The organism is Reichenbachiella sp. (assembly GCF_965223055.1).
In the GTDB taxonomy this organism is placed as follows: Bacteria; Bacteroidota; Bacteroidia; order Cytophagales; family Cyclobacteriaceae; genus Reichenbachiella.
The window spans coordinates 361,153-374,333 of the sequence record NZ_CBDCVM010000006.1 but is presented as its reverse complement, the minus strand read 5'-3'; the positions used below and the strand labels follow the sequence as shown (position 1 = coordinate 374,333).

Genomic DNA, 13,181 nt, shown 5'->3' with positions numbered 1-13,181 from the left:
TTCAACTAACGGTGCATCGATCCTTAAGAACGGTATGATTCTAATAGCAGAAAGTGGCTCCACCAAAACGGAATGGAGGATCATTGATTCCAAACAAAACGTATTTCACGCTCGCTCGGGCGGGATCAATCCATATTACTTGGATGCTGCAGGTATCTTAGAAGTTATGCGTATGGGGCTGATCGAGTATATCGATGCCCCATTTAGCGAAGTCTACTTTTATGGTGCAGGATGTTCGTCAGCTAGGAATAAGCAGACGATCAGGGATTGTTTTATGCAGTTGTTTCCTAATGCTAAAATTGAAATCAACCATGATATGCTAGCTGCAGCTAGATCACTTTGTGGTATAGAAGAGGGGATAGCCTGTATTTTAGGCACAGGTTCAAACTCTTGCTTATACGATGGAATTGGTATTGTAGAAAACGTTAGGTCTCTTGGCTATATTCTAGGCGATGAGGGTAGTGGGAATTATTTGGGTAAACAGTTTCTGAAGCATTACTTTAAAAAAGAATTACCCAAAGAGGTGTGTAACCAGTTCGATGAAGAATTTGGACTAGAAGCCCCGGATATTTTGAATAATATCTATCATCATCACATGCCCATTTTATACTTATCTAGCTTTTCTAAGTTCATTCACAAGCATCTGCAAGATTCAATGATTTATCAGATGGTGTACGATGCATTCAAAAGATTCTTGGAATTGAATGTGATGAAATACACTAATTTCAAGAATACACCAGTTCATTTTACTGGTTCTGTGGCTTTCTATTATGAAGACGTTTTAAGAAAGGTTGGGACTGATTTAGGTATCAATATCAAAGATATTGTGGTAGGTCCAATTGACGGTCTGACGCAGTACCATCAGCCAAAGAAGTAAGAATCTTCATTCTCCCCAACCCTCTTCACCAAGAGGGAGATTTCGCGCACTTGTTGCGCGATCTATCTGATTCAGCAACAGCTGTTCAAGAAGCAGATGCCGCAACTGGTGCGGCAAGTAATATCCCCTTAGAAAAAGGGGGCTAGGGGGATTTGACGGTGCAGTTATTGTTTCTATCAAACAATAAAAATGAGAATCTCTTCTCTTTCCCAATCGATTGCCTCAATTTTGAAGAATGAGCAGTACCACGGAATCTCCATCTAATTACAATAACCTGCAGCACATGTCGGTCTCAGAATTGTTGACCAATATCAACAAGGAAGATCAAACAGTGCCTCTAGCTGTTGAAAAAGTCATTCCAGCCATTGAAGCACTTGTAGCTCAGATTGTGAAGAAAATGTCGGAAGGTGGTCGTTTGTTTTACATCGGGGCTGGAACCAGCGGTCGACTAGGTGTAGTAGACGCATCAGAGATTCCTCCCACGTATGGGTTGCCTCATGGCCATGTGGTAGGCGTGATTGCAGGAGGGGATGGAGCCATACGAAAGTCTGTAGAGAATGCCGAAGATGATCCTGATCAGGCTTGGAATGATCTTCTGGAATTTGAAATCTCTGATAGGGATGTACTTATTGGTATTGCAGCGTCTGGACGAACTCCTTATGTGATCGGAGGATTGAAGAAAGCCAATGAGGAGGGTCTTGTGACGGGGTGCATCACCTGTAACCAAGGCAGTAAGCTAGCCGAAACTGCTCAGTTTCCCATAGAAGTAATTGTAGGACCAGAGTTTGTGACAGGAAGTACACGAATGAAAGCCGGAACAGCACAGAAGTTAGTTCTCAATATGGTCTCTACTGCAGTAATGATTCGGTTGGGGCATGTACAAGGAAACAAAATGGTGGACATGCAACTGAGTAATGATAAGTTAGTGGATCGTGCCATTCGCATGGTAATGGAAGAAACAGGTCTGAACCGAACAAGGTCGGAGGAACTCGTTAATTCACAAGGCTCTGTTCGAAAGGCTATTGATCATCACAACCATCTGGATGCATAACATCGAGCCCTATAGCGGTTGGTTAAAGTATTATGAATCGGCCAATGATACGTTGTCTCCCTTTCATGGCAAAGAATATAATTATGACTTGTATTCGGAAACAATCTATGGCTACTATATAGATCCGGGGTGGGATTATCTCGGTTCTGAAACCTTGTACGTAAAGATGTTATTTGTCGACTACGAGCAAGGCTATGCCGTGCTAGAGTTTATTGGCGAATGGAACGATGCAGTAAACAACGACATTATGCATCTCAAAAGAAATATCATAGACGAATTTCAACTCGAAGGTATCAATAAATACATCCTCATAGGAGAGAATGTGCTCAACTTCCATGGCTCAGACGATAGCTATTACGAAGAGTGGCTCGAAGATGTGGAAGACGGTTGGATCGTAGGTATGGGCTTCCGCGACTTTGTGATTGAAGAGATGAACAACTACAACGTAGACGGATACATCAACTTCGGTGGCCCACTAGAAATCACCAATTGGCGTACACTCAAACCGCTTACGCTATGCCAAAGAATAGATGAATTGGTGATGCGAAGGTTGGGGATGTGACGTTAAGTATAAACGTCCATTTTTGGTGAAAAAGATGTTTCGTTATCCAAAAAAGTCAATTTTCCGATATGGGATTGAATTTTAATAGTGCCCCCTTTTTTCCTTCGACCAATCTCAGCGGACAAGGGTTGAGGGTGCCACTTGTCGCCCTTTGAGGCCCGGGCGGCGATCCGCTCAGGGTGACAAAATATAAATCACATAATCAACTTGTCGTGTTGAGGTTCTCAAACTTGTCATCCTGAGGTCCTCGAAGACGGCATTCCGCACCTATTTTTCTTTAGAGTATCTCTTTGAAAGCCCCGGCAATCTTTCCCACTGGCCATTGATTAGTGCTTCCTTTTTCTCCCTGCGCCAGCCTTTGACTTGCTTTTCAATGCTGATGGCTTGATTGATATCTCCAAAATGTTCTTGGAATACGAGTTGAATAGGTCTTTTGTGATAGGTATAACTCGTTGGATGAAAACCGGTTTCATGTTCCCAAATTCTGCGCTCAATGTCGCTAGTTACTCCCGGGTAGTAGCTGTTGTTTGCACATTTCAAGATGTAGACGGTGTAAGGTTGGTTGGTAGTCATGTAGCTAATATACTCAAGAAGAACCATGAGGGTTAGCTGTTTAATATGATTAATTCGAGAGTGCCAACTGTAAGTCTTCGAGTGCCTCAGACTGACAAAAGTTCGGGTGTGCCTCTTGTCGCCCTTCGACCTTGCTCAGGGTGACAAAATAAAATGCACCATCTGTTTTGTCATCCTGAGGTTCTCGAAGCTGTCAGTCTGAGGTCCTCGAAGACGGCATTCCGCACCTATTTTTCTTTAGTGTATCTCTTAGAAAGCTCAGGCAGTCTTTCCCACTGGCCATTGATTAGTGCTTCCTTTTTCTCCCTGCGCCAGCCTTTGACTTGCTTTTCAAAGCTGATGGCTTGATTGATATCTCCAAAATGTCTTGAAATACGAGTTGAATAGGTCTTTTGTGATAGGTATAACTCGTCGGATGAAAACCGGTTTCATGTTCCCAAATTCTGCGCTCAATGTCACTAGTTACTCCCGTGTAGTAGCTGTTGTTCGCACATTTCAAGATGTAGACGGTGTAAGGTTGGTTGGTAGTCATGTAGCTAAGATAATCAAGAAGAACCATGAGGGTTAGCTGTTTAATATGATTAATTTCGATAGTACCAATTGTAAGTCTTCGAGTGCCTCAGACTGACAAAAGTTCGGGTGTGCCACTTGTCGCCCTTCGACCCTGCTCAGGGTGACAAAGTTTATGAATACATTTAGTATTGTCAGTCTGAGCGGTTCACCGCCCAGGTCCTCGATTTTGTCATCCAGAGGTCCTCGAAGGAGGACATTCTTAAAATGAACATTTTTAACCCATTCCGCCTACCTTTGCCATCCATGAGTCAAACAGCGACAAAGAAGGGCATACAATTCACGAGATTTAACAAGAATATTGCAGGCATTCCTTTGCCTGAGCAGTTCACGTATCCCTTCTTTTATGAGCCACATCCTTTGTGCAAGCTTGCAGCCGAACAACTTCAGGAAACTTTGAAAACGCAAACCGATTGGCAACATGATTTTGGTATTGATCATTGGGTCGATGGAGTAAACGTAGGAAAGATGTTCGGTGTGTTATTGGTGCAAAATGAGGCGAGCGAGATTGGTTTTTTGTCTGCCTTCTCAGGTAAATTGGCCGATGCACATCATCTGCCTGGCTTTGTTCCACCGGTGGTAGACTATCTGGCTGTGGATAGCCATTATCGTAAAGGTGAAAAAGCCATTGAAGCAGTCAATCAAGAGCTGTTTAGATTATTGGAGTCGCCCGAGTATCAGCTAGTTAATGCCGAATGGGAGGCAGCTCAAAATGCATCAACCGCTGAATTATCTGAATCAAAAAAAAGACAGAAAGAAGCGAAGAAGCTAAGAGGCCATAAACGAGAAGAAGGAAGGCAAAAGCTGACTAATGAGGCGTTCAAAAGTCTGGATGAAGAGTTGAAAGCTGAGAGCATGCAAATGCACTACCAAAGCAAGGATTTGATTAGGAAATGGAAGGTAGAGCTGGCTGAAAAGGAAGCAGCGTTTCTGGTTTGGGAGGAGAAGGCAAGAACTTTGAAAAAGAAAAGACGTCAGATGTCCAATGATTTGCAGCATTGGATATTTGATCAATATCAGTTCTTGAACGTCGATAGAAAGACCAAAGGCTTGGCTGATATATTTGCGGAAACGGACTTTAAAATTCCACCATCAGGTGCAGGAGAATGTGCGCTACCTAAGTTGCTTCATTATGCCTTTCTGAACGAACTAAAACCCTTGGCAATGGCGGAGTTTTGGTGGGGGCAGTCGCCAAAATCTGAAGTAAGAAAACATGGATATTTCTACCCGTCTTGCAAAGGCAAGTGTGAGCCGATCCTGGCGCACATGTTGGAGGGCTTGGATGTAGAAGAAAGTCCCATGACAAGTGTTTCCACTGAAGGTAAAAAATTGGAAACTGTCTTTGAGGATGATTATATTTTAGTAGTCAATAAACCCCACGAATTTTTAAGTGTGCCGGGAAAGACCAATGCTGATTCTGTGTTGGCAAGAATGGAAAAACAATACCCAGAGGCCACTGGTCCATTGTTAGTTCATCGCTTGGATAGAGCGACATCTGGTCTCTTGCTTGTGGCAAAAACCAAAGAAGCCCACAAAAATTTGCAGGCTCAATTTTTGGCCAAGACAATCAAAAAGCGATATGTAGCCTTACTTGAAGGAGAGATCAAAGAAGAAGCGGGTTCCATATCCTTGCCGCTTCGGCCAGACATAGAAGATCGCCCCAGACAGCTGGTGTGTTTTGAACATGGCAAACCAGCTACAACAAAATGGAAGGTTATTAAAAGAGAAAACGGCCGAACACTTGTACACCTTTGGCCTTTAACCGGACGAACACATCAGTTGCGCGTTCATGTGGCTCATCAAGATGGTCTTAATACTCCTATGGTAGGAGATGATTTGTATGGTAAACCAGATTGTCGTTTGCATTTGCAAGCGGCAGAGCTATCATTTGTGCATCCAGTCACGAAAGAAGAAATGACTTTCAGACTAGATCCTGAATTTTAGACTTCTTAGTTTTCTAGTGCTTTATTGGAAAGTTCAATCGCTATTTCATTGATTTTATCGGCAGTCATAGAACTAGATTTTTCAGCACTTTTGCTATAAAAATTACTGTATCTGATCGATCGCCAAACGTCTTTGCCCAGCTGTGTGTCAGGAATAACGGAAATAAAACTGTCCCCTTCGTACGAAAGCATGTAGTAGCCAAAACTGTTGTAGAAAACCGGGGCACCAAGCGTTTCGCTAGGCGCGGGTTGATAGGAGAATACCATGGGTGTACATCCGTCTTCACAGGCAGCAGCTACCAGCATTTTTTGCCCATTTCGTTCTACATACTGTACTAGCATCTCTTGGGTAGTACCACCTTTTGGAGATCGCTCAGGATTCATCAAGAAATATTTACCATCAAGATCAGTGGTTGGGGTAGGTGATTGAGCTTGAACCTCCTGGAGTGTGAAAAAAGCAGGAACAAACAGTAAGGTTAAAATCCACTTCATAGTTTCGGCGTTTGGTATTAAGAGTTGTAAAATAAAGAATCGGGTTGAGCTATCAAGGAGATGTAAACAAAAAAGCCTTTCTGAGATTATCAGAAAGGCTTTTTACTGTATTGATTAGTTAGAATGAAATGACTCCTCCTAAGTTGAAGCTTCCCGCTGCATTGTACCAAGATGGGTCATCAGTTTTCAGAATTTTAGTAATTCCGACTAATCCTTGCCAATCAATTAGAAAGCTGAAATTTTCAGAAACTCCAATTTTATAACCAATGCCATAAGTTATACCAAGTTGCATTGATTCAAAACTCTCTTTAACATCCTGACTATCAAGGTTTGCTCCAATAAGAAACCCAGGTGTAAGGCCAAAGTTCAAATTCCACCTTCTTGTTTTCCCAAAGTGCCAATTTGCATTTATTGGAATGTTAATGTAGTTTATTTTTAATTCTTCGAAACTATCTTTAGCTCCAAGACTCATGTAAGAAAGGCCAGTTCTAATACTCCATCTGTCATTAAAGTAATAGTCGCCAATAATACCTCCTCGTACTGTTCCTCTTCGGTCTGAGCTTGATACATTTTCACCATTAAGATAGGAAGAAGTATAACCGATATTAGGAATAATCTCAAGATCTCCTGAATCATGAACTTGAGAATAAGAGTGAGAGTTGAATGCTAAAATAGCACAAAGAAGAAATAATCCTTTTTTCATTTGATTGATTTTTAATAATTAATATAATTTGTTGTTGTGCATTCTGATAATCTTTATCAGTTGCGATTATGCTCGCAATCTATATATTTATATTGTATATAGTATCGAGTTATTGTTTATATATTTTTTGTAATAAAACGGGAGTTTTAATTTCCACATTCTGATACAAAAAAAAGCCTTCCTGAACAATCAGAAAGGCTTTGCTTAATTCGTTTATTTTGGAATTAATCTTCCAACGCGGCCACGCCAGGCAATACTTTGCCTTCCATGTATTCAAGGAGGGCTCCACCACCAGTAGATACATAAGAAACCTTGTCACCGTAGCCCAGATTGTTGATCGCAGAGGCAGAGTCTCCACCTCCGATCAATGAGAAGCCATTGTTTTCAGTAGCTACTACCACAGCCTCAGCAATAGACTCTGTGCCGTTCGCAAAATTTGGAAATTCAAAAACGCCCATTGGGCCATTCCAAAGTACCGTTTTAGAATTGGCTACAACTTCGCTAAATATTTTAACCGTTTCAGGACCGATGTCAAGCCCCATCCATCCGTCAGGAATTTTGTCTGCATCTACGATGTCAGATTTTGCATCATTATTGAAATCGTCAGCGATTTTGTTGTCTACAGGTAGATACAAATTCACACCTTTCTCTTTGGCTTTAGCTTCCAGCTCTTTAGTCAACTCCAGCTTGTCATCTTCACAAAGTGAATTCCCAATTTGGCCACCTTTGGCTTTGGTGAAAGTATAGGACATACCTCCGCCGATGATCAAGTTGTCTACTTTGTCCAATAATTTTTCAATGATTAATATCTTATCAGAAACTTTCGCTCCGCCCATAATGGCTGTAAATGGTCTGTCCGGGTTGTTCAATACTTTTTCAGCGTTGTCCAATTCTGCCTGCATCACATAGCCACAAACTTTGTCGGTGAAAAATTTAGCCACAATAGTAGTAGAGGCATGTGCTCTGTGGGCAGTACCAAAGGCATCATTGACATACACATCTCCCAGCTTAGATAGCTTTTCAGCGAAAGCTTCATCGCCTTTAGTTTCTTCTTTGTAGAACCTCAGGTTGTTGAGCAAAAGCACTTCACCTGCTTGTAAGCCAGCTGCCAAATCTGTAGCTTCCTGACCTATACAGTCATCTGCGAATTTGACGGTAGTACCAAATCTTTCAGATAGTGTAGCTACCAGGTGCTTCAAAGAGAATTTTTCTTCCGGTCCACTTTTCGGTCTCCCCAAGTGACTCATCAAAATGGCAGATCCGCCATCTGCCAATATTTTTTTGATGGTAGGTGTGGCCGCCTTAATTCTGGTGTCATCAGTGATTTCAAATTCGCCATTCAAAGGCACGTTGAAATCTACACGCACCAAGGCTTTTTTGCCTTCAAAGTTGAATTGATCAAGTGTGTTCATTGTAATTCGTGTTTATTATCTAATAAATTTTATAGCAATCATGACAGTGAAGCTGTCTCTTGGGTCATGCGGTTATTTATTATTAATGTTCATTTTAATTCTCTTTCTGACTCAAATTTAAATTGAGCGTTGCCAAAATCTCTTCTTTCGAAATTGCCCCTTTTCGGAAGATTACAGGCATTTTATTTTCAAACCCTACAATCGTAGATTCCAATCCAATCTCACTAGGCCCACCATCCAGAATATATTCGATGCTATCACCAATTTGTTCGTCTACCTCCTCGGCTGTAGTGGGACTCTCATGTCCACTTAGGTTAGCACTTGTGACAGCAAGCGGAAAATCCAATTGCCCTAGTAGCTCCAATGTCATTGCGTGATCAGGAACCCTGAGCCCCATGGTGGTACCTCCGGACACCATGATCGGCGATACGTTTTCGTTTGCCTCAAATATTAATGTAAGTGCCCCAGGCCAATATTTTTCTGCTAATATGCGAGCATCATTCGGTATGTTTTTCACAAAACTCGCTGCCTTTTCTAAATGATCTACTTGTGCAATCAAGGGTTTGTCTTGTGGGCGTTTTTTGACCAAAAAAATCTCCTGAAGTGTCTCCGTTTTTTGTGCGTGTCCAGCCAGTCCATAGACCGTATCGGTAGGTACGGCTACTAGCTTTCCAGCCTTGAGCAATGCGGCGGCATGCGATATGTCAGTTCCTATTTTTGCCATTTTGAATAAACGAAATGCGAAGGTACAGAATACATTGAAAATAGGAGTTTTTATCTAATGATATACTTCTGATTTTTTGAACGAATGGAGGTTGTCTTAGTAGTGAAGTCTATTATGAAAGTCTCCTCTAGGGAGGAGATTTAAGGTTGGCTGGAATTAAAAAAGTAACAAGTTGTAGGGTGGTCATTGGCAAGATTCCTATTTTTGAAGTATGCCATTATTTCCTTTCTTTAAAGAAAACGCGATAGAAGCTGGATGTGATGAGGCGGGACGTGGCTGTCTGGCCGGGCCTGTAGTTGCAGCAGCAGTGATTCTTCCAGTTGATTACAAGCACAAAGTCTTGAACGATTCCAAAAAACTTAGCCTAAAGCAGCGCAATGACATTAAGGAAGAGATTAAATCTGATGCGATTGCCTGGGCGATTGGTGTAGTGTCTCACACTGAAATTGATGAAATCAATATTTTGAATGCTTCCTTTCTCGCGATGCATCGTGCGGTGGATCAGTTAAACACCAGACCTGAATTGCTTCTGATTGATGGTAATCGGTTTAAAACTTACACCGACATTCCACACGAAACCATTATTAAAGGAGATGGGAAGTACTATTCGATTGCGGCTGCTTCTGTGCTGGCGAAGACGTATCGGGATGAATTGATGATCGATCTGCACAATCAATTTCCTCAATATGGGTGGCGGTCGAATGCCGGCTATCCAACCAAGGCCCATCGTCAAGCGATTCGTGATTTTGGTGTGACTCCTCATCATCGAATGAGTTTTCGGCTATTGCCAGAGCAACTTGAATTATTTTAATCCATCAGTGGAATAATTTATGTTTTTAGAAGTAAAAGTTGTACTATACTAATTTTGATGACTATAAATACTCATTTCTGAGTATTTCAATTTGTTCACTGATTCTGCTTTTTTGTTGATCAAAGAATTAATGTCTAGCAACACTTAAAACCAGAATTATGAAGCAATTTTTCAACATAGGTTTAGCAATGTTATGTCTAACATTGTTATCAATTTCAAATTTGTCAGCACAAAATCAGAGGATTCCTTTCCAGGGAACATTATACCAAAGTGGTACTGCAGTCCAAGGTACTGTGAATATCACCTTTACAATTGCTGACCCCGTTTGGACAGAAACTCATGAAAACGTAAGCGTCACGCAAGGTGTGTACGCAGTAGTTTTAGGGGAAACAACACCATTTCCAGATGATATGTTCACCACTGGTGAGACACCTCAAGTGGTTGTCAATATAGGCGGAACCGACGTGGCTATCGTGGATTTGCATGCTCCCTACATTAGTGAGGCCATCGTAGGTAAGAACATCCCAGGACAAATCGAAAGAACATTTGATGAGGATGGCACGGAGTTCAATGGATTGACTATAGTGGTTGATGGTGCTGGAGATGCTCAAACTGCTGCTTTTGAAGGAGTAGCTCAGTCTTTAACCCAAAATACGGGCGTAGAAGGTTTTGCTGTTTCTGGTGCAGGTAATGTGGATACCCAAAATGGTCTATATGGACAAGCTGCCGGAGATGGTACTGGTAATCACCGCGGAGTCATGGGTTATGGTGCCGGAGCAGGCAAATACAACCACGGTTTGAAAGGATATGCAGCGGGAGCTGGCAATGGTGATACAGGTCAAGGCTATGGAGAAGGCTCCATCAACTTTGGTGTAGAAGGTAATGCCACGGGAAATGCTTGGAACAACACAGGTGTGGAAGGGTCGAACTTTGGCACAGAGGGAGTTTGGAATTTTGGTGTACACGGCATATCTAATGCTGGTACAGGAACTGAAGTTGAAAATACTGGTGTGGCAGGAAAAGCGTTTGGTTCAGGAATTAATTATGGTGTTTATGGACTTGCCGATGGGGGTGAAGAAAACTGGGCAGGTTATTTTGATGGTGATGTTAAAGTAACAGGAACATTTTCTGCAGAAGGCAGCTTAGAGCAATCGAGTACGTCGGAGTCTGGACAAACAGATGATCAGGTGACTATGTCATCCGTCGTATCTGGCGATGGCTCTGGGAGACATTACGGTATGATAATAGATGCCTCTTCTGCAGCAGGTAGACAAAACAATGGTATTAGAGCGGACGCTCATGGTCCTGGAAGACCAGAAGGAGAGGGCTATTCGGCCAATCGTGGAGGTGATTTTTGGGGATACGGAAATCAACAGGACAATATTGGCGTACAAGGTATTGCGAATGGCGATGCAGGAAATAATAACTATGGAGGATTTTTTAATGCCTATGCTACTACAGGAACAAACTATGGTATTCGTGCTTCAGCTAGTGGAGGAGTAGAAAATTGGGCAGGCTATTTTGATGGTGATGTGAATGTTGATGGAGAGTTGATGGTTAATGGTGAGTCTCTGACTTCTTTGACGACCCTGCCAGACACTCTAAATTCGGTAAATGAAAGTACTGAACCTGGAAGACACTCGGCTGTTGAAGGTATTTCTAAAACTACTGGCTGGAACTCAGGAGTCGAAGGTTATGCAGAGTCACTAACTGGTAACGGAGAGCATCAAACAGGGGTTTACGGCGTGGCAACTGGTACAGGTGAAGGAAAACATAGAGGTGTTGTAGGAGTCAGCCAAGGAGGCGGTAAATACAATCATGGGATTTTTGGTAATGCCACCGGAGCAGGAAATGGTGATACAGGCCAAGGTTATGGAGAAGGTTCAATCAACTTTGGTGTTGAAGGAAGTTCTTCAGGAAATGCCTGGAACAACACAGGTGTAGAAGGGTCCAACTATGGGACAGAAGGCGTGTGGAATTTTGGTGTACACGGAATATCTAATGCTGGTACAGGAACTGAAGTTGAAAATACTGGTGTAGCAGGAAAAGCTTTTGGTTCAGGTATTAATTATGGTGTTTATGGTCTAGCCGATGGTGGAGAAGAAAACTACGCTGGCTATTTCGAAGGAGATTTAGTAGTGAATAATGGTAGATTTAGTATAAATAATGCCAATGGAGACCAATCAATCCGCATGGGTGATTTCAGTGGAGGGTCGATGTATGCCTATAATGATGTAGGAGCAAATACAGGATGGTTTGGTAATACTGGAAATAATGGCTTCATGCAATTGGTTGATTATGATGATACTGGAGCTGACGGTGAAGGAGCTATTCTTGCTGGTTTCTGGGCAGGTCGTCCTGAATTTTATATGGAATTGGCTAATGGTGAGCATTTAGTTGACCTGGGAATTCAGGATGAGAAGGGATATTTCTGGCTGAGAGGATTAGATGGTTCAGAACTAAGTATGGATTCACATGGAATTCATGGCCTTAGCGAAGGTGTTTTTGGAAGCAATGGACACGATTATGTTAACATAGGTGCCCAAACTTGGGAAGGGAATAACGGAGATCAAAGAGGATTTGTTCATCTATCAGGCACTGATGATGGATTGTCGACTGGAGATAAACAACGAGCCTATTTCGAAGTAAAAGATTATGGCAGCGGTAGTTTTGGTATCCTTGGTCTTAAAAATTCTACAGATGACGGTGAAGGAAACGGTCTGACAACCGTCTTTTTGAATGGTGAGAATGGCGATGCTTCGTTCAATGGAAACGTGCATGCAGGTAGTTTTGAGTCAAACGGTGACAATGATAGTAGAATGGGGATTGGTGCTGGAGGTATCAATATGGGACAAAATGCCTATTCTAATGGAATTGTGATGAATTACGACAACATGGGAGGAGGTGTTTTCGAAATGTATTCAGGAGATACACAGCAGGTGTTTCTCAACGGAAACAATGGCGATGCTTCTTTTCAGGGAACTGCTTGGGCTAATTTTTTCGAGTCGCCTAATGGTTTTAATTCATCCTCCGACGCTCGCTTCAAGAAAAACGTAAAATCTATCGACGGAGCTTTAGCGAAAACACAGCAGCTGAACGGCTACACGTACAACTGGAACAAGCTGGCCGCCAAGCAAAAAGGCATCACCAATAAAGAAGAGCAAGTAGGCGTACTGGCTCAAGAACTGGAAGCGGTATTCCCTCAACTGGTAAAAACCGATGACGAAGGCTACAAGTCTGTGAACTACGCGGCCTTGACAGCTGTATTGATCGAAGCGGTGAAGGAGCTATCCGAGCAAGTGACAAATCTACAAGGTGAAAATGCAGAATTGAAGGCAGAACTCACCAAAGTAGACGAGCTTGAAATCAAAATTGATTTAATACAAAAATTATTAGCGAAGCAAACTATGGAGGCTAGCCAAGCCACTGTCTCTCGATAATTGATTGTTTGATTGTTTAACTA

The 13,181-nt window shown here is 42.2% G+C and carries 12 protein-coding genes; 6 read left to right on the top strand and 6 right to left on the bottom strand.

Going from position 1 to position 13,181, the window contains the following annotated elements:
- Positions 1-34 precede the first annotated feature (34 nt).
- From ACOQO5_RS06680 to ACOQO5_RS06670, 3 genes are all read left to right on the top strand, one after another.
- On the top strand, positions 35-877 hold the full coding sequence (locus ACOQO5_RS06680; RefSeq protein ID WP_420580916.1) for an N-acetylglucosamine kinase: 843 nt from the start codon (positions 35-37) through the stop codon (positions 875-877).
- 235 nt (positions 878-1,112) lie between these two features.
- Positions 1,113-1,928: an N-acetylmuramic acid 6-phosphate etherase gene (gene murQ, locus ACOQO5_RS06675; protein ID WP_420580915.1), complete on the top strand. Its 816-nt coding sequence runs from the start codon at positions 1,113-1,115 to the stop codon at positions 1,926-1,928.
- Positions 1,921-2,490: a hypothetical protein gene (locus ACOQO5_RS06670; protein WP_420580914.1), complete on the top strand. Its 570-nt coding sequence runs from the start codon at positions 1,921-1,923 to the stop codon at positions 2,488-2,490. Before murQ ends, ACOQO5_RS06670 begins: the two co-directional genes overlap by 8 nt.
- Before the next feature lie 267 nt (positions 2,491-2,757).
- Here the strand turns inward: ACOQO5_RS06670 and ACOQO5_RS06665 are convergent, their stop codons facing one another.
- Entirely contained in the window at positions 2,758-3,063 is a 306-nt protein-coding gene (locus ACOQO5_RS06665) for a GIY-YIG nuclease family protein (RefSeq protein WP_420580913.1), read from the bottom strand.
- Positions 3,064-3,349: 286 nt separating this feature from the next.
- Complete coding sequence (locus ACOQO5_RS06660) at positions 3,350-3,595, bottom strand: GIY-YIG nuclease family protein (RefSeq protein ID WP_420580912.1); 246 nt, start codon at positions 3,593-3,595, stop codon at positions 3,350-3,352.
- A gap of 284 nt (positions 3,596-3,879) precedes the next feature.
- Between ACOQO5_RS06660 and ACOQO5_RS06655 the strand changes: the two genes are divergently transcribed.
- Positions 3,880-5,577: a pseudouridine synthase gene (locus ACOQO5_RS06655; protein WP_420580911.1), complete on the top strand. Its 1,698-nt coding sequence runs from the start codon at positions 3,880-3,882 to the stop codon at positions 5,575-5,577.
- A 5-nt stretch (positions 5,578-5,582) separates the two neighbouring features.
- Here ACOQO5_RS06655 and ACOQO5_RS06650 read toward each other — a convergent pair whose 3' ends face one another.
- The 4 genes from ACOQO5_RS06650 to ACOQO5_RS06635 form a co-directional block, all read right to left on the bottom strand.
- Entirely contained in the window at positions 5,583-6,068 is a 486-nt protein-coding gene (locus tag ACOQO5_RS06650; protein WP_420580910.1) for a hypothetical protein, read from the bottom strand.
- A 118-nt stretch (positions 6,069-6,186) separates the two neighbouring features.
- Positions 6,187-6,771 (bottom strand): porin family protein, encoded by a 585-nt coding sequence (locus ACOQO5_RS06645; RefSeq protein WP_420580909.1) that lies wholly within the window; start codon positions 6,769-6,771, stop codon positions 6,187-6,189.
- 224 nt (positions 6,772-6,995) lie between these two features.
- The gene (locus tag ACOQO5_RS06640) at positions 6,996-8,183 is read right to left on the bottom strand and encodes a phosphoglycerate kinase (RefSeq protein WP_420580908.1); all 1,188 of its coding nucleotides are present in this window, start codon (positions 8,181-8,183) and stop codon (positions 6,996-6,998) included.
- 94 nt (positions 8,184-8,277) lie between these two features.
- Positions 8,278-8,907 carry an L-threonylcarbamoyladenylate synthase gene (locus ACOQO5_RS06635; RefSeq protein ID WP_420580907.1) on the bottom strand — a complete coding sequence of 210 codons (630 nt, stop codon included), beginning with the start codon at positions 8,905-8,907 and terminating at the stop codon, positions 8,278-8,280.
- 211 nt (positions 8,908-9,118) lie between these two features.
- On the opposite strand from ACOQO5_RS06635, the gene ACOQO5_RS06630 reads away from it, so the two are divergent.
- Both ACOQO5_RS06630 and ACOQO5_RS06625 read left to right on the top strand, forming a co-directional pair.
- Positions 9,119-9,718, top strand: a complete 600-nt coding sequence (locus tag ACOQO5_RS06630) for a ribonuclease HII (protein ID WP_420580906.1) — start codon at positions 9,119-9,121, stop codon at positions 9,716-9,718.
- 221 nt (positions 9,719-9,939) lie between these two features.
- Positions 9,940-13,158, top strand: coding sequence for a tail fiber domain-containing protein (locus tag ACOQO5_RS06625; RefSeq protein WP_420580905.1), 3,219 nt, complete (start codon positions 9,940-9,942; stop codon positions 13,156-13,158).
- The last annotated feature ends 23 nt before the right edge of the window (positions 13,159-13,181 follow it).

Excerpts from the sequence above, each read along its gene's own strand:
- ACOQO5_RS06680 (WP_420580916.1), top strand. The coding sequence starts at position 35 with ATGATTCTAATAGCAGAAAGTGGCTCCACCAAAACGGAATGGAGGATC.
- murQ (WP_420580915.1), top strand. The coding sequence starts at position 1,113 with ATGAGCAGTACCACGGAATCTCCATCTAATTACAATAACCTGCAGCAC.
- ACOQO5_RS06670 (WP_420580914.1), top strand. The coding sequence starts at position 1,921 with ATGCATAACATCGAGCCCTATAGCGGTTGGTTAAAGTATTATGAATCG.
- ACOQO5_RS06665 (WP_420580913.1), bottom strand. The coding sequence starts at position 3,063 with ATGACTACCAACCAACCTTACACCGTCTACATCTTGAAATGTGCAAAC.
- ACOQO5_RS06660 (WP_420580912.1), bottom strand. The coding sequence starts at position 3,595 with ATGACTACCAACCAACCTTACACCGTCTACATCTTGAAATGTGCGAAC.
- ACOQO5_RS06655 (WP_420580911.1), top strand. The coding sequence starts at position 3,880 with ATGAGTCAAACAGCGACAAAGAAGGGCATACAATTCACGAGATTTAAC.
- ACOQO5_RS06650 (WP_420580910.1), bottom strand. The coding sequence starts at position 6,068 with ATGAAGTGGATTTTAACCTTACTGTTTGTTCCTGCTTTTTTCACACTC.
- ACOQO5_RS06645 (WP_420580909.1), bottom strand. The coding sequence starts at position 6,771 with ATGAAAAAAGGATTATTTCTTCTTTGTGCTATTTTAGCATTCAACTCT.
- ACOQO5_RS06640 (WP_420580908.1), bottom strand. The coding sequence starts at position 8,183 with ATGAACACACTTGATCAATTCAACTTTGAAGGCAAAAAAGCCTTGGTG.
- ACOQO5_RS06635 (WP_420580907.1), bottom strand. The coding sequence starts at position 8,907 with ATGGCAAAAATAGGAACTGACATATCGCATGCCGCCGCATTGCTCAAG.
- ACOQO5_RS06630 (WP_420580906.1), top strand. The coding sequence starts at position 9,119 with ATGCCATTATTTCCTTTCTTTAAAGAAAACGCGATAGAAGCTGGATGT.